19 protein-coding genes and 1 tRNA gene are annotated in these 19,906 nt (G+C 57.0%); 10 read left to right on the plus strand and 10 right to left on the minus strand.

The window, feature by feature from the left end; genetic code table 11:
* Window positions 1-14: 14 nt before the first annotated feature.
* Window positions 15-1,427 (minus strand): diguanylate cyclase, encoded by a 1,413-nt coding sequence (locus THALAR_RS01020; RefSeq protein WP_021099595.1) that lies wholly within the window; start codon window positions 1,425-1,427, stop codon window positions 15-17.
* Between the two features lie 97 nt (window positions 1,428-1,524).
* Between THALAR_RS01020 and THALAR_RS01025 the strand changes: the two genes are divergently transcribed.
* Together THALAR_RS01025 and THALAR_RS01030 are read left to right on the plus strand one after the other, a co-directional pair.
* Window positions 1,525-1,803 carry a DUF3572 domain-containing protein gene (locus THALAR_RS01025; protein ID WP_040817448.1) on the plus strand — a complete coding sequence of 93 codons (279 nt, stop codon included), beginning with the start codon at window positions 1,525-1,527 and terminating at the stop codon, window positions 1,801-1,803.
* 167 nt (window positions 1,804-1,970) lie between these two features.
* Complete coding sequence (locus tag THALAR_RS01030) at window positions 1,971-2,261, plus strand: helix-turn-helix domain-containing protein (protein WP_211264780.1); 291 nt, start codon at window positions 1,971-1,973, stop codon at window positions 2,259-2,261.
* Window positions 2,262-2,602: 341 nt separating this feature from the next.
* Here THALAR_RS01030 and THALAR_RS01035 read toward each other — a convergent pair whose 3' ends face one another.
* From THALAR_RS01035 to THALAR_RS01060, 6 genes are all read right to left on the minus strand, one after another.
* A complete protein-coding gene (locus tag THALAR_RS01035; RefSeq protein WP_021099598.1) occupies window positions 2,603-3,286 on the minus strand; it encodes an aspartate/glutamate racemase family protein in 684 nt (227 codons plus the stop codon).
* A complete protein-coding gene (locus tag THALAR_RS01040) occupies window positions 3,287-4,009 on the minus strand; it encodes an ABC transporter ATP-binding protein (RefSeq protein ID WP_021099599.1) in 723 nt (240 codons plus the stop codon).
* 3 nt (window positions 4,010-4,012) lie between these two features.
* Entirely contained in the window at window positions 4,013-4,795 is a 783-nt protein-coding gene (locus THALAR_RS01045) for an ABC transporter ATP-binding protein (RefSeq protein ID WP_021099600.1), read from the minus strand.
* Complete coding sequence (locus tag THALAR_RS01050; RefSeq protein WP_021099601.1) at window positions 4,792-5,772, minus strand: branched-chain amino acid ABC transporter permease; 981 nt, start codon at window positions 5,770-5,772, stop codon at window positions 4,792-4,794. The genes THALAR_RS01045 and THALAR_RS01050 overlap by 4 nt, the downstream gene beginning before the upstream one ends.
* Before the next feature lie 4 nt (window positions 5,773-5,776).
* Window positions 5,777-6,646 carry a branched-chain amino acid ABC transporter permease gene (locus THALAR_RS01055; protein ID WP_021099602.1) on the minus strand — a complete coding sequence of 290 codons (870 nt, stop codon included), beginning with the start codon at window positions 6,644-6,646 and terminating at the stop codon, window positions 5,777-5,779.
* A 91-nt stretch (window positions 6,647-6,737) separates the two neighbouring features.
* Window positions 6,738-7,925 (minus strand): ABC transporter substrate-binding protein, encoded by a 1,188-nt coding sequence (locus THALAR_RS01060; RefSeq protein WP_040816955.1) that lies wholly within the window; start codon window positions 7,923-7,925, stop codon window positions 6,738-6,740.
* A gap of 228 nt (window positions 7,926-8,153) precedes the next feature.
* Between THALAR_RS01060 and THALAR_RS01065 the strand changes: the two genes are divergently transcribed.
* Together THALAR_RS01065 and THALAR_RS18910 are read left to right on the plus strand one after the other, a co-directional pair.
* Window positions 8,154-8,873, plus strand: coding sequence for a GntR family transcriptional regulator (locus THALAR_RS01065; protein WP_040816957.1), 720 nt, complete (start codon window positions 8,154-8,156; stop codon window positions 8,871-8,873).
* A gap of 65 nt (window positions 8,874-8,938) precedes the next feature.
* Window positions 8,939-9,229, plus strand: a complete 291-nt coding sequence (locus tag THALAR_RS18910) for a transposase (protein ID WP_021099606.1) — start codon at window positions 8,939-8,941, stop codon at window positions 9,227-9,229.
* A gap of 59 nt (window positions 9,230-9,288) precedes the next feature.
* On the opposite strand, the gene THALAR_RS01075 is transcribed toward THALAR_RS18910, so the two are convergent.
* Window positions 9,289-9,362: transfer RNA gene (locus THALAR_RS01075), tRNA-Cys, on the minus strand.
* 252 nt (window positions 9,363-9,614) lie between these two features.
* Between THALAR_RS01075 and THALAR_RS01080 the strand changes: the two genes are divergently transcribed.
* The 3 genes from THALAR_RS01080 to THALAR_RS01090 all read left to right on the plus strand — a co-directional run bounded on the left by THALAR_RS01080 (window position 9,615) and on the right by THALAR_RS01090 (window position 12,737).
* Complete coding sequence (locus THALAR_RS01080) at window positions 9,615-10,268, plus strand: protein-L-isoaspartate O-methyltransferase family protein (RefSeq protein WP_040816960.1); 654 nt, start codon at window positions 9,615-9,617, stop codon at window positions 10,266-10,268.
* Window positions 10,269-10,341: 73 nt separating this feature from the next.
* Entirely contained in the window at window positions 10,342-11,703 is a 1,362-nt protein-coding gene (locus THALAR_RS01085; RefSeq protein ID WP_021099608.1) for a TolC family outer membrane protein, read from the plus strand.
* A gap of 71 nt (window positions 11,704-11,774) precedes the next feature.
* Complete coding sequence (locus tag THALAR_RS01090) at window positions 11,775-12,737, plus strand: hypothetical protein (RefSeq protein WP_021099609.1); 963 nt, start codon at window positions 11,775-11,777, stop codon at window positions 12,735-12,737.
* 3 nt (window positions 12,738-12,740) lie between these two features.
* Here THALAR_RS01090 and THALAR_RS01095 read toward each other — a convergent pair whose 3' ends face one another.
* Together THALAR_RS01095 and THALAR_RS01100 are read right to left on the minus strand one after the other, a co-directional pair.
* Complete coding sequence (locus tag THALAR_RS01095) at window positions 12,741-14,201, minus strand: cobyric acid synthase (RefSeq protein ID WP_021099610.1); 1,461 nt, start codon at window positions 14,199-14,201, stop codon at window positions 12,741-12,743.
* Window positions 14,202-14,265: 64 nt separating this feature from the next.
* A complete protein-coding gene (locus THALAR_RS01100; protein ID WP_021099611.1) occupies window positions 14,266-14,721 on the minus strand; it encodes an Lrp/AsnC family transcriptional regulator in 456 nt (151 codons plus the stop codon).
* A 117-nt stretch (window positions 14,722-14,838) separates the two neighbouring features.
* Between THALAR_RS01100 and putA the strand changes: the two genes are divergently transcribed.
* Genes putA through THALAR_RS01115 form a run of 3 tightly spaced genes read left to right on the plus strand, consistent with a single transcriptional unit; the run spans window position 14,839 to window position 19,833 of the window.
* Window positions 14,839-18,186, plus strand: coding sequence for a bifunctional proline dehydrogenase/L-glutamate gamma-semialdehyde dehydrogenase PutA (gene putA / locus THALAR_RS01105; RefSeq protein WP_021099612.1), 3,348 nt, complete (start codon window positions 14,839-14,841; stop codon window positions 18,184-18,186).
* A 31-nt stretch (window positions 18,187-18,217) separates the two neighbouring features.
* Window positions 18,218-18,958 carry a rhomboid family intramembrane serine protease gene (locus tag THALAR_RS01110; RefSeq protein ID WP_021099613.1) on the plus strand — a complete coding sequence of 247 codons (741 nt, stop codon included), beginning with the start codon at window positions 18,218-18,220 and terminating at the stop codon, window positions 18,956-18,958.
* Entirely contained in the window at window positions 18,955-19,833 is an 879-nt protein-coding gene (locus tag THALAR_RS01115) for a glycosyltransferase family 10 domain-containing protein (protein WP_021099614.1), read from the plus strand. Before THALAR_RS01110 ends, THALAR_RS01115 begins: the two co-directional genes overlap by 4 nt.
* The last annotated feature ends 73 nt before the right edge of the window (window positions 19,834-19,906 follow it).

A 19,906-nucleotide genomic window follows, 5' to 3' on the forward strand; every position in this document is an offset into this window, starting at 1 on the left:
GTAGAACGCTGGAACTACGCAGCAGCGGCCACCGCCACGGCATTGCGCCCGCGAGCCTTGGCAAGATAGAGCCCGCGATCTGCCTGTTCGAGCATGTCGGAAATTGCCATTTGGCCGTTCTGCACCGACAGCCCCACACTTACTGTGACGCGCAGCTTTACGTCATTTTTATGGACTTGGATGTCGAGCTCACCTACGGCCTTGCGAAGCCTGTTTGCAGTCGCCGTCGCCTCTTCGTCATTTGTCTTTGGCAATGCTACAAGGAACTCTTCACCGCCCGTGCGGCAAATCAAGTCGTCGTCGCGCAGATTTCTTTTTAGCGTGTCCGCAAGCGTTGTCAGAACAGCGTCACCTATTGCGTGACCATGCCGGTCGTTAACCTCTTTAAAATGATCAACGTCAAAGGCGAGAACGGCGAAACGCTCACCCGATGCCAGGCTATCAGCTTTCATTTGCGCAAGTTTGGTCGCTGCAAAACGCCTGTTATAAAGACCCGTCAGCGGGTCGGTGACGGCCTGCAACAGGCTGTCGTGCACGACTTGCTTCGTTCGCTGGATTGCGCCTTGAACGAAACATTGCTTGTTGATGCGGCTTACAAGTTCCAAAGGTGTGACATCTTGCGAGACGACATCATGGGCACCAAGATCAAACGCGCGGGCAACCTGCGCTGCTCTGGGCTCCTTTAGCATCAAAATGACGCGAACGTCGCGCATGCGTGACCGCGACCGCATTTGTGACATGATCGAGAGCGCTCTCTCGGCTGCGCCGGTTTCGGCGACAAGAAGTACAATATCTGGCTCCCGCGCAATTGCGTCAGCCTGAGTGAGGACCGATAAACTCGCGGCTTCTGCGTAAAAGGTTTGCTGGCATAATTCGTTCCATTGATCCAATCGATTTTGGGCGTCGGAAATCAAATCGTACTGAGAGCTCTGACCCACCTGTGCAACGACGACCTTGGCGGTCGAAGACCGCGATGTGTTCTCCTTTCGGGTATCGCAGCTATTTGGTAGGTTTAGCCCATTGATTTCGCTGATTACCGCATTTTCACGCATGAGATTTCTTAAGCGTGCAAGCAACACCTCTTCCGAAAATGGGCGGATCAACACATCATCGGCGCCAGCGTCTAGGCACCGCTGCAAATCAACGATGCCGTGTTCGTCTGAGCGACCATCCTGCATGAACACTACCGTGCTACGCACAACCGCTTCGGCACGCGTTTCTCGCAACCACTTCAGTACGCATCCAGCGGGCTTTGACAATAGGGCGGTGGAGATCAGTACCGCCTCAAAAATTTGCGTTTTGGCCATGCTGCGGGCCTGTTCGACGTTGTCTGCGACACATACATCATAGTGGGCGTGTCCCAGTTTTGCTTTCAAAACCATACGATTGGTCGGAACAGGGTCCAATATGAGTACGCGGCCGGCCATTTATGGGAGTTCTCCTGTTTGCGGGGAATCGCCTATTGATGAACAGCAGTTTCATCTGCCAAGAGTTAAGAAACATTTACTTCACTGGAGCCACATGATGACACCGCAGACAGCCGAAGCACTCGCACTCTCCGCACTCGGCTGGATCGCGGCATCCGACGACCTGATCGGCGTATTCATGGGGGCTACGGGGTCGTCATTAGATACGATGCGGGCTCAGGCGGCAGACCCTGCCTTCTTGGGTTCGGTTCTAGATTTTCTGCTGATGGATGACAGCTGGGTCGTGGCATTCTGCGACTCAAACGACTTGGACTATCGCCAGCCTATGATCGCACGGCAGCTTCTGCCGGGAGGGGAGATTCCAAACTGGACCTAATCGACAGGCTCCGGATCCTATCCGTTTGAAGAAATACGTTGGATTGAAAAGTTCTGGAGGCGAGTGGAAGAATCGAACGCCCGAACACGAATTTGAAATTCAGTTTATTTATACATAAGAACAGAATCTTATAGTGGAAACGTATCAGGATATTTGGCGAGCAAGAAGTGAACCTGATTTCGTCGCTTTTGCAGGCTCAAAACCATGAACGGCACGGCATTGATGTGGCTGCGAACGTCAAAGGATTGAAGCCCGCTGCCAATATCGTGCTGATCCAGCTGGTGGATTTCCACGACAAAGAATCCGGCCAATGTAATCCAAGTGCGAAGCGGTTGGCCGATGAATTCGAAATGACGTGTGCAATGCTGTTTTGGCATATGATGAAGTTAGCGGAATGTGGCCTTGTCACGCGTCATGCCCGTTGGGATGCGATGGCAGATGCGGTCCAACCATTATGAATTGCAACTCGATGTCAATCTTGGCCCCGGTGCGTGTCCGAAGGGTGGGGACAGCGGTCCGAACGGGGTTGTGTCGCAAAATGAGACAGGCGGAAACGTCTCAAAAAACAGAGGGAGCGTCCCAGCGTTGAGACAGGGTTATTCTCAGGCGGATACACGAACCTTACCATTGAACCTGAAAAAACCTCCTTGGCGCAGGTCTGGTTGGCTACCTTGTGGCGGACAAGGTGCTGGCCGACAAAGCACCAATTCGCTGCGGCTGCACCGAGGTCGGCAATTGGCACCTCGCGAAGACCTAACGTGCTCCAAATTCAATCGGTTATCCAAGAGCATTGATACTGCTAGCTGTTAGAATAGGCTCCGATTTTCGACGTGCTAAGTTTGTTGTTCACCAAGGCCTCAGCAAATGTAACCCCAGCAGCCACTCCATCTATGACGGGTAAACCGAATTCGTCGCTTAACTTCGCCATCAGGTCAGCCATTCCTGCGCAGCCAAGAACGATTGCCTCTGAGTGGTCCTGTTCGATGGACGCACGGATTTCAGATCGGATCCTGTCCAGAGTCGCCGGGTCTCCCTCTTCCAGCTTCAGGACCGGGATTTCAGTTGCTCGAACACGCGCGCATTTCTGAGCAAGCCCATACCGCTGAAGGTTGTTTTCCAAGCCTGGCACCGAACGAGACAGGGTTGTGATCACGCTGAACTTATTCGCGATCATGCTGGCTGCATGATACGCAGCCTCTCCGATGCCCAGAACAGGCAAAGACGAAAGTGTACGTACCGCGTCGACGCCGGTGTCATCGAAGCAGGCAACGACGATGGCATCAACATCCGTGTGACGACCCACTTCTTCCAACAAGCCGGGCACGCAATTGGCGACATCCAAAAACCCCTGGATGCTTGCCGGACCGTTCCGAGAATTGGTCGCCACGATCTCGGTGTCGGGTCGGGCAACCGCGCGCGCCGCCGCCCCGATTTTGGTGGTCATTGACGTGGTGGTGTTTGGATTCACGACGAGGATTTTCATTTAGACATCACCTCCCAGGTAGGCGGCCTTGATGCGGTCGTCATGCAGCAGCTCTTTCGAGTTGCCTTCGATTACCACATTGCCGGTTGCCATGGCATATGCGCGGTTAGAAATGCTGAGCGCCATGCGGGAGTTTTGTTCGACCAGCAAAACGGATACGCCTTCGTCTCGGTTGATGGCAACGATGGACCGCGCAATGTCCTGCACCAGCTTTGGCGCGATCCCCAAACTTGGTTCGTCCAGCAGCAACAGCTTGGGCTTGGCCATCAATGCGCGGCCGATCACCATCATCTGCTGCTCGCCACCGGACAGCGTTCCCGACGCTTGGCTGTAGCGTTCTTTCAGCCGTGGAAAACGGGTCAGGATGCTGTCGAGCGTATCCTGAATCTCGCCCTTGTTGCTGCGGGTGAAGGCCCCCATCATCAGGTTGTCCTTGACCGACATATAGGGGAATACACGGCGGCCTTCGGGAACCATTGCAATCCCCCGCCCGACGATGCTTGAGGGGTCGGTGCCGTCGACACGTGTGCCCTCGAAGGTGACGGACCCTTTCACCGGTTTCGCAAGGCCCGTAATCGCACGCAAGATTGACGTCTTGCCTGCCCCATTGGCCCCGATCAGGGCAACTGTTTCTCCCTCATTTACCGTCAGCGACACCCCTTTCAGGGCGTAGACGTGATCGTAGTAAAGTTCGACATCTTTGAAATCCAACATAACCGTCATGGCTTACATCCCAATTTCGTCGTCGGCGCTGCCCAGATAGGCCTCTATGACTTTTTCGTTGTTCTGGATTTCAGACGGCGTGCCTTCGGCGATCTTTTCGCCAAAGTTCAAGACCACGATCCTGTCAGAGATTTTCATCACGGCAGGCATGTCATGTTCCACCAGCATGACGGTCACGCCGCGCTCGTCCCGGACGGACCGCACCAGATCCACCATGCGCATGGTCTCGTCATGGTTCATGCCCGCAAAAGGCTCGTCCAGCAAAAGCACCTTGGGGTCTGTCGCCAGCCCGATTGCGATGCCAAGTGCACGCAGGTTGCCCTGCGGCAGATTACTTGCCAGCTCGTCGGAAATGGCGGTCATGCCCAAGAACGCGAGTAGCTCATCGGCGTATCGCCCAAAGGAATCCACATCCTGTTGCGCTGTTTTTGAGCCCCAGAAATATCCTGCCAGCGACGCCTTGGCGCGCAAGTGCTGCGCGACGACCACGCTTTCCCGGACGGTCATGCTTTTGAAGATCGTCGTTTCCTGAAACGTGCGCACGACGCCTTTTCGGGCCACCATGTGCGGTTTCAGGTTGGAGATCCGTTCCCCGCGATACAGCACTTCGCCGGATGTCGTCGGTACAAATGAGGAGATCATCTTGAACAAAGTGGATTTGCCCGCTCCGTTTGGCCCGATCACTGACAGGATTTCATTTTCGGAGACGTCAAAGCTGATGTCGTTGTTTGCGGTGAGGCCACCGTATTTCTTGGTGACATTCTTGACTTGAAGAAGGGGGCTCATTTTTTGCCCCCCTTGCTGAAGCGAATACTCAGCAAACCGTCAGGCAAGAAGCGGATCACAACGATCAGGATGATCGAATAGATCAACAATTGGTATTTGCCGAACTCGAAAAGCAGGTCCCAGCCAAAGTAGATCACCAGCGTGCCCAGCATTGGGCCGAAGACGTATCCCAGCCCTCCGAGGAAGCAGTTCAGCATGAAATCCACGGAATCCTTGACGACAAAGGTTGCCGGATAGACCGATTGCGAGATGGACCCGAACATGGCACCGCCAATCCCGCCGAAGAAGCTCGAGATTGAGAAGATCAGGATACGGATATAAGTGATGTTCACCCCGATAGAGCTCGCAAGCTCTTCGTTCTGCTGCATCGAGCGGCACAGATGCCCAAGCCGCGAATTCACCAAACGGTAGAGCGTGGCATATGTGATGACCATCAAAATACAGGCGGTGAAGTAGAACGCCATACGCGCGTTTTCAATCTCACCAAAGTCGGGGATCAGAGTTATTCCAAAGAGAGACACTCCGGAAGGAAGCGGGATGTTCGTGATACCCTTGGCCCCGTTGGTGATGGGCAACGCCAGTGCAGTCAGCGTCGCAACCTGCGTGAAAACAAGGGTGATCATGGCAAAGTAGACACCACGCAGGCGCAAGATCGGCAGGCCCAACAATGCGGCAACCAGAGCCGCGAATAGCCCCGCTGCCGGAAGGGAGAGCCAGAAGGACCAGCCCGCCTTGACCACAAGAATGGCCGAGACGTAGGCACCGACCAACGCAAAGGCACCCTGTCCGATATTGATCCGACCGATGTAAAAGGTGAGCCACACCCCGGCACTCGCGATGGCCAGCAGCGCCACTGAGGTAAGTGTGAAGTAGAAGTCCCAGCGTCCTGTCGCGGCGATAAAGAGCGGCACCCCAACAAAAATCACGAGCAGAAATATGGCAACGCCAAGGACATGTTTTGCGGAAAGGTTCATCATTGGTTCAGCCCCACGGTTTGCCCATCAGGCCCTGCGGCCGGATTGCTAGAAAGATCATGAGCGAGACAAAGATCAGCAGGTATGTGATGTCGCCGTATTGCGACAGGTAGGCCAGTCCAAACGCCTCGAGGAAACCAAGGATGAACCCGCCCCAGATGGCACCGGAAATCACACCTGCGCCGCCGATCATGACCATCATGAAGGCCTTGATGGATGTCGGACCACCCATGCCAAGATTGATGCCGGTGATGGTGACAAGCAGGCCACCCACAAGGCCGGCCAACAGCGCACCCAGGGCGAAGCCAATCATCGAATAGCGGTCGACGTTGACACCCATCAGTTGGGCGGCCGTCCGGTCCTGCGCCAGTGCGCGCAGCGCGCGTCCTGTCTTGGTGTATTGCATCAGGGCGATAAAAGCGACGATCGACAGGATCGCCAGAACACAGATCAGGATCCTGTCATACGGCATAATCACCCGGAAATCCCAGTTGAAGACACCGTCCACGATCTTGGGCACACCGCGCTGCTTTTCGCCGAAGACCAGCAGGATCAGCGCATCGAGCAAAAAGGCGATCCCTGCGGCCAGCAACATGGTGCTCTCCTCGCGGGATGACCCTTTGATGACAGGCGCGAACAGATATTTTTCAATCAATGCCCCAATGATCGCAAGCGTTATGCAGGACATGAGTAGCGCCAGAACAAAGGGAATGCCCCATTGCCCGTAGAGCGTGTAGGTGACGAAGCCGCCGATGACATACATCTGCCCGTGGGCAAAGTTCAGGACGTTCATCAACGCAAATATCAGGGTCAATCCCAAGGCGATCATCGCATATTGGGACCCCAGATAGACCCCATTGGCCAGTATCTGTTCCATGAGCTTTTACTTTCTTTGGCAAACCCGGTCTGTGCCGCCGGAGTAAACTGCCCCCGGACGCATCCGGAAGCAGTCAGTCACATTGTTGGGTTTAGTCGACGCGCGCGATGAACATCGTTTCGAATGCGCCGTCTTGATAGACATTGACCACCAAAGGCACCGCGATCTGGCGCTTTTGGCCAAACGACGTCATGCCCACATAGGTCAGCTGCTCGTCGCCGTTCATGTAGGGGTTCGGTGCGGAAAAGCTATCCATCGATGCTTTGAATGCCGAAACATCGTCGATGGCTTCGGGCGTAGCTTTCAGCGTTTCAAGGATATACTCCAGCGCGTAGACCTTGGTGTTGGATTCGTCGTTATACTCGCCAAACATTTTGGTATAGCGATCGACAAATTCGTTCATCATCGGCGAGGCCAGCTCGGGTGTGGACGCGCCACCGACCGAGATAAACCCGTTGGCCAGATCACCGGCACCTTCTGCCAGAACACCGGCGTCCTGGGCCGTCTCGGTCGAGATCAGACCCTCAAAGCCCAGTTCGCGTGCAGAGCGGATCAACTGAGGCGCATTTGCAGGTGACACACCGGACAGGACCAGAAGGTCAGGACGGGAGCGCAGGATCGGTGTCAAGACAGGCGTGAAGTCTGTTGTGTCGACCTGATATGTGACCGAGTCAGACACAACGTCGAGGCCCAGTTCCTTGGCTGCGGCAACACCGCCGTCGCGCTGGCTCAACGGATCAGATTCGTTGGCAGCAATAAACGCAACCGTCTTGACACCTTCGTTTTCCATCAGGTGTTTGTAGATCGCGGGACCGGACTGGTAGTTTGCGATCATGCCCAGGACAGCATTGGAGGCCGGTGCGGTATACAGCTCCTTCGGGAACGCGTATGGGAAGTACATGATGTCGCTGGCCTCGGCCACGGGGCGCACAGCCGCCGCACCGTCATCGACGTTCGGCCCGACGACGTAGTGGATGCCTTCCTGCGCCATCTTCTCCATACCCGCAATTGCGCGCTTGGGGTCTTTCTGGTCGTCGAAAGACACGATCTCGATGTCATAGGTGGTACCGCCGATTTCGTATCCGCCGGTTTCGTTGATCCATGCGGCGCGGGTTTCCATTGAACGCTGGTTGGAAATGCCCCAGGCCGCTGCGGGGCCACTGGTCACACCAACAAAGCCAATTTTCAGAACCGGATTTTCTGCAAGTGCCGTTGTTGTTTGAAGGGCGGTCAGGGTCACGGCCGTCAAAGCCGCTTTCATAAGTGTTCTACGTTGCATTCTTAACTCCCGTTGAATTCAATTTCGACGCATGTTGCGCCATTCTTGGCGGGCAGTTTGATGGGGTCTCCATGCTTGCCGCTAGGTAACTTGACGATTGTTAACAATCTTTGTCAACATATTTGGTATTTTGGTCGACAAATCCGAGAGCTTGGCCTTAAACTGATTGAAGGTTAAGTGTTCCCTGCCAGCAAAGCCGCATAAATAACCCATCTTGAAAGCACTCTCGTGTCCTCAATTCCTCAGAAAAACAGTACAGGAAAGTCGGACCCGAAACCGGAATCAGATGAAAGTTTCATTGTCGAGCGCATCTACAAGGCGGTCATGGAACAACGTTTGGCACCCAATACCAAATTGAGTGAAGCGCGGCTGTGCGAGACCTTTGGTGTTGGCCGTATGAGGGTTCGAAGGGCACTTCTACTACTCTCGAGCCAAGGGTTGATTGAGCTCCAGTCAAATCGCGGTGCTTATGTCGCTTGTCCTGACAAGTCCGAGGCCAACGATGTATTTGCGGCTCGGATGCTCATTGAACCACCGCTTGTTCGGCAATTGGCTCAAAGCTCTAGTGATATAGATTTGACGGTTCTCGTTGATCACATTGCCCTTGAAGACGCCGCTCGCATACAAAATGAACGCACTGAAATCATTCGGTTATCTGGAGAATTTCACACAAAACTCGCTCAGGCATCGGGGAACAAATTCGTCTTTAGAATGATGCGCGAGTTGGTCACACGGACATCGCTAATCGTGGGCCTCTTCGGGTCGTCACAAAACGCGAGTTGTCCAGATGATGAACACAACAACATCCTGAAGGCGATCCAGACAAAAAACGCAGAGTTGGCCGAACAGCTTCTCATATCCCACCTGAACCACATTCAGAGCGGCCTTGATATGGAATCTCGGCAGGAACCTCAGGATGATCTGGCCGCTATACTTGGTATGGATTGATCTGACTGATTAGCCCCCGGTGCTGTAAACGCCTTCTTCCCCGATTTTGAGGGAAAGAAGCCGTCATGTGGAAGCCGGATTCCAGTGAAGATTTCAAGCGATATGCGGTGCATCACATCGCATCTCGCGGGTATGCCGTTCAAGAGATGTCTGAGCGGTTGGGCGTCAGCAGCTATTCTTTGTACAAATGGATGAAGCTGTATGCGGGCTGCGATGACGATGAGATCGCCAGCTACTCCGGCCACATGTCGAAGTCCATGATCCTGAAGTACGCGGGTGAGGCGCGGCAAGAGATGCGAGCCAAGCGTGCAAATGAGAAGCGCTCACGCTCGGAACGGAACGAGACCAAATCATGAAACTGATACCAGGAGTGATACCCCAATGAGACGCCAAAGAAGCAACCCATTGATTTTATTGGAGGCGAGTACCGGAATCGAACCGGTGTACACGGATTTGCAATCCGCTGCGTCACCACTCCGCCAACTCGCCGTATGGTGTTGGGGTTCTCTAGACCAAGCCTTTGAGCCTTGCAAGGGCCTTGCTGGCGTCTTTGCCGGTCGGCTGGCACATGTCCAAAAAGAGACATGCTTTGCACGTGCGAAGCGCCTAATCTGGAAACTGAAGGCCGCAATCGGCGAAACGATTGCCGGGATTGCAAGGCGTCGCGGCAACTTGGTCGTTGCCGAGACGGGTGAGATATGACAAACACGAGATAACTGAAACTAGACTGATGAGTTTAGTATGTACGACAATGCTGCGAACCGGGTAATGATGGTGGACACTCAGGTGCGACCGTCAGATGTTACGAAGTTCCCTATTATAGATGCGATGCTGAGAGTGCGGCGTGAGGCGTTTGTGCCCGAGAACAAGCGCATCGTGGCTTACGCTGACGCAAATATTGATCTCGGCGGTAACCGCGTCGTTTTGGAGCCGCGCAGTTTTGCAAAAATGCTTGATGCTCTCGATATCCAGCGCAGTGACGTCGTCCTCGATATCGGATGTGGACTTGGGTATTCGGCGGCTATTCTGGCGCATATGGCTGATGCTGTCGTCGCGGTTGAGGAGATTGAAACCCTCGCTCGTGACGCTGAGGCCGCTCTGGCGGACCAGGGAATCGACAACGCGGTGGTGATTGCCGGACCGTTGGCTAAGGGTGCGGCGAAGCATGGACCCTACGACGTGATATGCGTCGAAGGCGCGGTCGAGCAAATGCCGGATGAGATCTTGGCGCAACTCAAGGAAGACGGGCGCATCTTGGCGATTTTCGCGCAGGGAGCCGTCGGCGAGGCGCGTTTGGGTCGCATGGTTGACGGCAAGGTGAGTTGGAACGCAATGTTCAACGCCGGGGCTCCGGTCCTTCCTGGCTTTGAGACCGAGCGGCAATTTGCTCTGTAAGGGATAGTAGGCAGGGCAACCTGCTTCGGTGCAAAGTCCGCTCTTCAGAGCTTCAAGGAGTTGGTAAGTTCGCATGAAACGACGTTATCTCGGCATTGTCTTTATAGTTGCAGGTCTGTCCTTGGTCCCATTGAAGACGACGGCGGAAACGCTCGCCAGTGCGCTGACTGCGGCTTACAACAACTCCAACCTGCTGGAACAAAACCGGGCTCTGTTGCGCGCGGAGGACGAGGATGTCGCGATCGCACTCTCGTCGCTGCTACCTAACATCAACGCGGGGTCCAGCATCAATTATACCGACCCGGCGCAGGCACGGGACAACCTAACCGCCACGGTCTCCCTTACTCTTGAGCTTCTTTTGTGGGATTTTGGGCGCTCGGCATTGGCGGTGGAATCCGCCAAAGAAACCGTTCTCGCGGCGCGAGCCGACCTGACGCAGCAGGAACAAAATGTGTTGCTGGATGCGGTGACTGCTTATGTGCAGGTGTTGCGGGACCAACGTGTCGTGCAACTTCGCGAAAGCAATCTGCGTTTGATTACGCAGGAGTTGCGGGCTGCCCGTGACCGTTTCGAAGTGGGCGAGGTCACGCGGACCGATGTCGCGCAGGCGGAAGCCAGACTGGCCCAAGCGCGCGGTGCACTGGTGGAAGCACAGGGCAATCTCCAGATCAGCCGTGAACTCTATAAGGTGGCAGTTGGTCGCGCCCCATCCAATTTGCAGGCAATCTCGCAACTGCCTTCCTTGCCGAAGTCGCTTAACGCAGCGCAGGCGACGGCCAAACGGATAAGCCCCCTGATCAATCAGGTGCAGCACCAGATCAAAGCTAATGAGTTGAACTACGCCGCTGCCAAAGCTGCGACGCGCCCCCGCATCAGTCTAAGCGGTAGCCTTTCCCATTCTTCGGTGACCGATAACAACTCGAGCGTCGGCCTGCAAATGAACGTCCCGATCTACCAGGGTGGTCAGTTGTCTGCATTGGTCCGCAAATCGCTTGCCGGGGTTCATGCCTCGAAAGCAGTCCTGAATCAAACGGCGCTCGTAGTAGATCAGAATGTCGCGAACGCTTGGTCACGCTTGGCGGTCGCCAATGCTCAGGTCACTTCATCGGATCGTCAGATACGCGCCGCGCAAATCGCTTTTGACGGTGTGCGCGAGGAGGCCAAATTGGGTGCGCGGACCACGTTGGATGTGCTTGATGCCGAGCAGGTTCTCTTTGACGCGAGAACGACACGCGTCGTATCAGAGACGCAAGTTTATTCGGCGGCCTATGGACTTTTGGCCGCCATGGGGTTGCTGACCACAGACGCTCTCAAACTCAACGTCGAGCGCTACGATCCTTCCGAGTATTACAATGCCGTGAAAAACGCGCCTGTTCCGATTTCCAAGTCGGGTAAGAAGCTGGATCGCATTCTCGAGCGTTATCAAAAGAACTGAGCAGTTTAACGATCTGTTGTCACGTCGGCGCACGGCCGTTATCTTACCTGTAAAATGTAGAGGCTGAGCATATGTCCGATCCGGTATCCAACGCAGATGTGGAAGACGTTCTGTCGTCGATTCGCAGGCTTGTATCGTCGGATTCCAGCTCTGACGATGGTGCTACGGAAGAAGGGGAAGACACCTGTGAAGGCAGGCCTAGCGCGTCCGACAGCGACGATGACAAAAAAACCAAGCCAGCGGATGCCTTGATCCTCACGTCAGCACTGCGGGTAAATCAACCAGTAGAAGAACCCAAGCCGGAATTCCGTCATACAGAGATGTCGAATTTCCGCAGTGTTCTGACCACGGACGACGCGGAGCAATCTGAAGGGGCATTGACCAATCGGTCCGACTGGCGGTCACCCGTAGATGACGAGTACTACGAGGATGAAGAGCAGCCCCCCGAAACACCTGTCATAGATTTCGTTAGGCACAACCGCAGGGCTGAGGTCACTAAGGTCACCGAGTTCGCGGACGAGCAGACGTCATGGCAGCCTCAGATGGACGAGGTTGATGAGAAGACGCAGCCTGTGGACGCTCAGGCTAAGACCGTGGAGGATGAAGGTCAGCTACAACAGCGGGTTGACGACGAAGACAATGAACCAGAAGCGCATCCCGACGAAGCCCTTGAGTTGGAAGCCGAAGCATCGTTAGAGTCTTGGACGGTGCCCCCCTCCGACACAAGTGTCGACGACGAAGACTTCGACTCTGAAGAAGTCCAAACCGACGTATTCGAGCAAGAAACTATATTCGCGACTGCCGCAGCAGCCTCTGTTGGCGAAACATCTATTGATGATGCGGAGCCGGCTGAAAAAGTTGATCTTGGTGATCTGGACGACGGCACGATTGATGAAGATGTCTTGCGCGATTTGGTTGCAGAGATCGTGCGGCAGGAACTGACAGGGGAGCTGGGCGAACGCATCACACGCAACGTCCGCAAACTCGTGCGCCGCGAAATCCATCGCGCTTTGGTGACCCGCGAATTCGAGTAGCGGCTAGCGCACATCTTGCGCTAGATCCAGCAGTGCATCCACGTCCAGATTAGCCTCAAGATGGTCAGCCAGACTGTCCAATGCCGCTTGGACCGAGCCGGAATAATCGCTGACCTGAGACCTGCCACCCAAGCGTTCCAGATAACCGCGTCGAAAAGTGTCCGAGGTGAACAACCCGTGGATATAGCAGCCTTCAACCCTGCCATCGGGAGAGGCAGCGCCGGTCATCTCGCCGTCCATTTGCAACCATGGACGGGCGGCGTCGGGTCCGTCCGTCACTCCGATATGGATTTCATAGCCGGATACCATCGCGCCAGTTGCGGGGTGTGACCCTGTCACCTCTGCAAGCCGCTTCAGCGGCGCCATCGTGGTTTCCACGTCCAGCAACCCTAAACCTGCGACCGAGCCCGCCACACCTTCGATGGCATCCGGATCGGAGATCACCCGACCCAGCATCTGATACCCGCCGCAGATACCCAACACATGCCCGCCCCGTCGCACATGCGCGAAAAGGTCAATATCCCAGCCCTGCGCGCGGAAGAACGCCAGATCGCCGATAGTGGATTTCGTACCGGGGATCAGCACCAAGTCCGCGTCGCCGGGCAGGGGGTGCCCGGGTTCGATGATTTCTACGGAGACGTCCGGCTCCATCGCCAACGGGTCGAGATCGTCGAAATTTGCAATGCGCGACAGCTTCGGTACCGCAATTTTCAGAACCTCGCCCGCCCGAGCGGTCGAGGTGATGTCCATCACGTCCTCCGCCGGTAGTTTCCACGCCTCCGGAAACCACGGCAACACGCCGAGCGAGAGCCAGTCCGTGCGCTTGGCAATCTCAGCCAGACCATCGTCAAACAGGCTGACGTCACCGCGAAACTTGTTGATCATGAAAGCATTGATGCGGTCCCGATCTTCGGCGTCCAACACTGCATGGGTTCCTACGATCTGCGCGATAACCCCACCGCGATCAATGTCACCCACCAGCACCACCGGCACGTTTGCGGCCTCGGCAAACCCCATATTCGCAATATCGCCCGCCCTCAGGTTGATCTCGGCCGGGCTGCCTGCTCCTTCGACAATCACCAGATCCGCGCTGCCCGACAGCCTGTGAAAACTCTCCAGCGTTTTAGCCAAGAGCGTCGGCTTTGCCTTCGCATAGTCCCGTGCCTTCAGCGTCGCAAACCGCTGCCCCTGCACAATCACCTGTGCCCCCACATCGCTTTCCGGTTTCAGCAGGACAGGGTTCATGTCTGTATGTGGAGCCACGCCACAGGCCAACGCTTGCAAGGCCTGCGCACGCCCGATTTCGCCGCCATCAGAGGTCACGGCCGCGTTGTTCGACATATTTTGCGGCTTGAACGGGCGCACTGTCAGGCCGCGCCGCGCATACAGGCGGCACAATCCGGCGACGACCATCGACTTGCCCACGTTAGAGCCCGCGCCCTGTATCATAATCGCCTTGGTCATCGTCTCTCCGTTCACCACGCCCTGCCGAGGTGCCGCGAAAGGCGCGCGAAGTAAAGGGCGATGCTCAGATCGCCTCTTCCTTTACCGCTTCCATCACCACATGGGTTGAGGTGTGGGCCACATGGGGCAGGGCGCTGACGCGCTCGCCCAGAATCTGGCGATAGGTCTGCATATCGGAGGTGCGCACTTTTAGCAGATAGTCGAACTTGCCCGCGATCATGTGGCATTGCTCGATCTCGGGCACCAGAAGCACCGCTTCGTTGAATGACTTGAGAGCCTTTTCGCGAGTATCGTCCAGCTTGACCTCAACGAACGCGATGTGCGCCAGCCCAAGTTTGATCGGGTTCAACTGCGCCGTGTAGCCGCGAATATATCCGGCTTTTTCCAGCCTTCGAAGCCGCGTTTGCGTCGGGGATTTGGAAAGGTTGATCCGCTCGGCGAGGTCGGTCACCGTGATCCGCCCGTTGGCGGAAACCGCTTTCAGGATGGCGGTGTCATAGGTGTCTAGCTCGTCAGTCATTTTGCCCGATATTTCTCGAATCTACGGGAAGGAATCTGCTGCAAATCTGAACCACAGGCTTCAATTTGGCAATGGGGCGAGTACAGTGGTATAATGTCCTGCATACTGGAGCCTGCCATGACCCGTGAAACCGCTATCGACCTGCGCGAGGAAATGCGCGCCCATATGCTTCCTAACGAACGCGACGTGCTGGACCAGTTGATAGCCACGGCCAACCTGTCCGCCGAGGACCGCCAGCGTATTGCCGATGCGGGTGCCGCACTGGTCAAGCAAATCCGCAGCTCCGCCAAACCCGGTTTGATGGAGGTATTCCTCGCCGAATACGGCCTGTCCACCGACGAGGGCGTCGCGCTGATGTGCTTGGCCGAAGCTTTGCTGCGTGTGCCAGACGCCGACACGATGGACGCGCTGATCGAGGATAAGATCGCGCCGTCCGACTGGGGCCGCCATTTAGGCCATTCGGCGTCCTCCTTGGTTAACGCGTCCACATGGGCGCTGATGCTGACCGGCAAGGTTCTTGAGGAGGAGTCGCGCGGTATCGCAGGGCAGGTGCGCGGCATGGTCAAGCGGTTGGGCGAGCCGGTGATCCGAACCGCCGTAGCCCGTGCGATGAAGGAGATGGGTCGCCAGTTTGTACTGGGCGAGACGATCGCCAAAGCGATGTCGCGCGCCGAAAACCGCGAGGGGGAGGGCTACACCTATTCCTACGACATGCTCGGCGAAGCCGCACGCACCGACGCCGACGCACGGGGCTATTTCGACGCCTATCGCAACGCGATTGACGCGATCACCAAGGCTGCGACCCATGGCGACATCCGTTCCAACCCCGGCATTTCTGTCAAGCTGTCCGCGCTCTACCCACGCTATGAGTCACCGCACAAAGGCGGGGTGATGGATGTGCTGGTCCCCCGTCTGTCGCAGCTTTGCCACATGGCCGCCGAAGGTGGAGTCGGCCTCAACATCGACGCTGAGGAGGCCGACCGCCTTGATTTGTCGCTAGACGTGATCGAAGCGGCGTTGTCCGATGACACATTGAAAGGTTGGGACGGTTTTGGCGTCGTGGTGCAAGCCTACGGGCCCCGCGCCAGCTTTGTCATCGACTGGCTTTATGCACTCGCCAGCCGCCTTGATCGCCGCATTATGGTGCGCCTCGTGAAAGGCGCGTACTGGGACACTGAAATCAAACGTGCGCAGGTCATGGGTCTCAGCGGTTTTCCCGTCTTCACCCATAAGCAAGCGACCGACGTGTCCTACATCGCCAACGCCCGCAAGCTGTTGGGTCTGACCGACCGCATCTATCCACAATTTGCGACGCACAACGCCCATACGGTCGCCGCGATCCTTGATATGGCCACCGATTACGATGCGTTCGAGTTCCAGCGTCTGCATGGAATGGGTGAGCGGCTTCATGACATCGTCTTGCGCCGCGAAAAGACCCGCTGCCGGATATATGCCCCCGTGGGTGCGCATCGTGACTTGCTGGCCTATCTGGTGCGCCGTTTGCTCGAGAACGGTGCGAACAGCTCCTTCGTCAACCAGATCGTGGACGAGGACGTGCCTGCCTCCAAAGTGGCATCCGACCCGTTTGCTGAGCTCGAAGGGTTGAGCTTTCCCGCTGTGACGCTGCCTGCCAACATCTTCCCGGGCCGCAAGAACTCCCAAGGTTGGGACTGGACCGACCCGCGCGACATGGGCGCAATCGACGCCGTCCGCGACAAATTCCGCGACGGCCAGACCGAGGTTGCGCCTTTGATCGTGTCGGCAAAGTCAGGCACCGACCAACGCAAGCTGCATGCCCCCGCCACGCCGGATGATCACGTGGGCACCGTGCACCTCGCCTCCACCGAAGACGCTGCCGCAGCGGTGAAAGCGGCGCAGCCATGGAGTGCGACCGCGTCGGAGCGCTCCAAGGTGTTGCTCAAAGCCGCCGACCTCTACGAGGCCAACATTGGCCCCATCTTCGCCCTGCTGGCCCGCGAAGCCGGCAAAACCATGCCCGATTGTATTGGTGAGGTCCGCGAGGCGGTCGACTTCCTGCGCTATTATGCGGGCGAGGCGGGCAAACTCACTGGCGCGCCGCGAGGGCGCTTCGTCTGCATCTCGCCATGGAACTTCCCGCTGGCGATTTTTACTGGCCAGATTGCGGCAGCCTTGGCCGCAGGCAATGCGGTCCTCGCCAAGCCTGCCGAGCAAACCCCGCTTATCGCGCACTTGGCGACCTCGCTGCTACACGAGGCAGGGGTGCCGCTCGCGTCCCTGCAACTCCTTCCCGGCGGCGGCGAGGTGGGCGCGGCCTTGACCGCGCAACCAGACGTGGATGGTGTCTGCTTCACCGGCTCAACGGCCACCGCCATGCGCGTTCACCGAAGCCTTGCGGAGGATGGCAACGCCACCGCACCGCTGATTGCGGAAACCGGCGGCCTCAACGCCATGATCGTCGACAGCACCGCGCTGCCCGAACAGGCGACGCGCGACATCGTCGCCTCCGCCTTCCAGTCCGCAGGCCAGCGTTGCTCCGCTCTGCGCTGCCTATATGTGCAGGAAGACGTGGCCGAAGGTCTGATCGAGATGATCAAAGGTGCGATGGACGCGCTCAATGTCGGTGACCCGTGGCACGTCAGCACGGATGTCGGCCCGATCATCGACGCCGCCGCCCGCGACAAGATTGCGGCCTATATCGACATCGCCCGCGCCGAGGGCAGGGTGATCCACGAGCTTCAGACCCCGAAATCCGGCACCTTCATCGCGCCGACCATGTTGCGCGTCGACAGCATCGCCCAGATGAAGGAGGAGATATTCGGCCCCGTCCTCCATGTCGCAACCTTTAAGTCGCACCAGCTTGAGCAGGTCATCGACCAGATCAACGCCACCGGCTACGGGCTGACCTTCGGCCTGCACTCGCGCATTGACGACCGGGTGCAAGAGGTCGTTGACCGCGTCCACGCGGGCAACATCTATGTCAACCGCAACCAGATCGGCGCGGTCGTCGGCTCTCAACCTTTTGGTGGTGAAGGGCTTTCGGGCACCGGCCCCAAGGCGGGCGGGCCGCTTTATCTGACCAAGTTCACCCAAAGCAACGGCGCGCCTGTGATGCCGGAGGTGCAGGACATGCCCGGACCAACCGGGGAGACAAACCGTTTGTCCACCCATTCCCGCGCGCCGTTCCTGTGTCTTGGGCCCGACCCCGCTGCCCAAATCGCGGCTGTGCAGGCCGCAGGCGGCACCGCACGCGAAGGCATGATCGAGGAGGTCGCGACCACGCCCGACATCTCGGGGGTGCTCTGGTTTGGAGACGCGGACACCGCCCGCCGCATCCGGCAGGACTTGGCAAGCCGCGACGGCCCGATCTTGCAGCTAATCACCGAAGCCCCGCGCCCCTGCGATACGCTGGCCGAGCGGCACGTTTGCATCGACACCACTGCGTCGGGTGGCAACGCGGCTTTGTTGGCGGAGGTGGGCGCTTGACCCCCTTCGCTCAATCGGTCAGCGTCGCGCCATGTTTCCAATCCGCGACCACAACCCGTCCGAGCGCACGCCCTATGTGACCTACGCACTGATCGCGCTGAATGTCGTGATCTTCGTCAGCTACTGGCCATTGTTCGACAACGAACGCGCCCTGGCCGCGTTCTTCAACATATGGGCCATGCGCCCGGTCGAGGTAAGCTCGGGCGCGCAGACTTACACGCTCGTCACCTCCATGTTTTTGCATGGCGGCCTGATGCACTTAGCTGGGAACATGCTGTTTTTGTGGATTTTCGGCGACAATCTGGAAGACCAGATGGGTCATGTCGGCTTCGCCTTGTTCTATCTTGCTGCTGGCGTTGGTGCGGATCTGGTGCAACTTCTGGCAGATCCCTACAGTCCGGTTCCCGTAGTGGGCGCGTCAGGAGCGATAGCGGGCGTCATGGGCGGCTACCTATTGCTCTTCCCGCGCGCCAAGGTCGATATCATTTTCATTTTCGTGATCTTTTTCAAAATATTCCCGGTGCCTGCATGGGCCATGCTAGGCATCTGGTTTGGCCTGCAAGTGTTCAACGGCGTCGCAAACTTCGGTGCGGATGGCGTCGGCGTCGCCTACTGGGCGCATGCAGGCGGTTTCGTGATCGGGCTGCTGTTGTGCCTGCCGCTATGGCTTAAACGCGGCGGCGCGCGTTACTGGAAGGTGACCGACGGACATCCGCCACACCCCGAGGCAAAATACCGCTCCTCCATTCCTTCCGTGCGGAGACGCAAATGAACGACAATCCTGCCTATGCCGTCGTCCCCTATAACAGCTGGCCCGCGGTCGGTATGGCGAACACGCCACTCGATAGTCTGCATTGGCCGCTGGGGCGGCCCGAGCGGTTGGCGCGCGGTACCGTGCGGGACATGGGGCCTCAAGATCACCTGATTGCCTATCCCAACTCAGAGTTGTTCTACGCGCCCTGGTTGGGCATTCGGGCTCAGGTTTCAGTGATGATCGTAGAGCCCGATGCGGTTCACGCAAAAAACCTGAAACGCGCTTACCGATGGCGTAAATCATTTCGTTCGATTTTAACCAAATCGGAGAGTTTGCTGGCACAGATCGACAATGGAATTTTCTTCTATTTTGGTTCTACGTTCATTGACGATATTTCCGGCATCAACCCCGAAAAGTCCCGCCATATGTCACTGATTGCGTCAGGTAAACGTGACCTTGAGGGGCATCAACTTCGCCACCGTATGATTGATTTCGTGCGGGAAAAAGGGCTGGATGTCGATGTCATGGGACGCGGCTACAAGCCGTTCGAGCGCAAGGCCGATGGATTGGAGAGCTATCGTTTCTCACTGATCATCGAGAATGTTCGCGAACGGCATTACTTCACCGAAAAGATCGTCGATGCCGCGTTGTGCAGAACTGTACCGATTTACTGGGGATGTCCTAATATCGGTGATTATTTCGATACGGACGGCATTCTGATCTGCGAAACCGAGGAGCAGGTCCGCGACGCTTTGCAGCGCGTCAATGCTGAGGACTACGCCGCCCGCAGCATCGCCATCGAGGAAAACGCCCGGCGGGCGAAATTCTATGCCGACTACCTAGAACGTGCCGCCCTGACGGTCCAAAGCGGTAAAGCCTGCCACTACGCCTGAGAGCGGTGCCATTCTTCTTAGACGAACCGGTAACACCACGCCTCTTGGTGAGCCTTCACCAAATCGCTCCGCT

It is taken from the genome of Litoreibacter arenae DSM 19593 (genome assembly GCF_000442275.2).
GTDB lineage: Bacteria > Pseudomonadota > Alphaproteobacteria > Rhodobacterales > Rhodobacteraceae > Litoreibacter > Litoreibacter arenae.

Coding starts and splice junctions, on each gene's coding strand:
- THALAR_RS01040 (WP_021099599.1), bottom strand. CDS start 4,009: ATGACGGTTATGTTGGATTTCAAAGATGTCGAACTTTACTACGATCAC.
- THALAR_RS01100 (WP_021099611.1), bottom strand. CDS start 14,721: ATGACTGACGAGCTAGACACCTATGACACCGCCATCCTGAAAGCGGTT.
- THALAR_RS01060 (WP_040816955.1), bottom strand. CDS start 7,925: ATGCAACGTAGAACACTTATGAAAGCGGCTTTGACGGCCGTGACCCTG.
- THALAR_RS01050 (WP_021099601.1), bottom strand. CDS start 5,772: ATGATGAACCTTTCCGCAAAACATGTCCTTGGCGTTGCCATATTTCTG.
- THALAR_RS01020 (WP_021099595.1), bottom strand. CDS start 1,427: ATGGCCGGCCGCGTACTCATATTGGACCCTGTTCCGACCAATCGTATG.
- THALAR_RS18910 (WP_021099606.1), top strand. CDS start 8,939: ATGTGGAAGCCGGATTCCAGTGAAGATTTCAAGCGATATGCGGTGCAT.
- THALAR_RS01110 (WP_021099613.1), top strand. CDS start 18,218: ATGTTTCCAATCCGCGACCACAACCCGTCCGAGCGCACGCCCTATGTG.
- THALAR_RS01115 (WP_021099614.1), top strand. CDS start 18,955: ATGAACGACAATCCTGCCTATGCCGTCGTCCCCTATAACAGCTGGCCC.
- THALAR_RS01085 (WP_021099608.1), top strand. CDS start 10,342: ATGAAACGACGTTATCTCGGCATTGTCTTTATAGTTGCAGGTCTGTCC.
- THALAR_RS01090 (WP_021099609.1), top strand. CDS start 11,775: ATGTCCGATCCGGTATCCAACGCAGATGTGGAAGACGTTCTGTCGTCG.
- THALAR_RS01095 (WP_021099610.1), bottom strand. CDS start 14,201: ATGACCAAGGCGATTATGATACAGGGCGCGGGCTCTAACGTGGGCAAG.
- THALAR_RS01045 (WP_021099600.1), bottom strand. CDS start 4,795: ATGAGCCCCCTTCTTCAAGTCAAGAATGTCACCAAGAAATACGGTGGC.
- putA (WP_021099612.1), top strand. CDS start 14,839: ATGACCCGTGAAACCGCTATCGACCTGCGCGAGGAAATGCGCGCCCAT.
- THALAR_RS01080 (WP_040816960.1), top strand. CDS start 9,615: ATGTACGACAATGCTGCGAACCGGGTAATGATGGTGGACACTCAGGTG.
- THALAR_RS01025 (WP_040817448.1), top strand. CDS start 1,525: ATGACACCGCAGACAGCCGAAGCACTCGCACTCTCCGCACTCGGCTGG.
- THALAR_RS01055 (WP_021099602.1), bottom strand. CDS start 6,646: ATGGAACAGATACTGGCCAATGGGGTCTATCTGGGGTCCCAATATGCG.
- THALAR_RS01035 (WP_021099598.1), bottom strand. CDS start 3,286: ATGAAAATCCTCGTCGTGAATCCAAACACCACCACGTCAATGACCACC.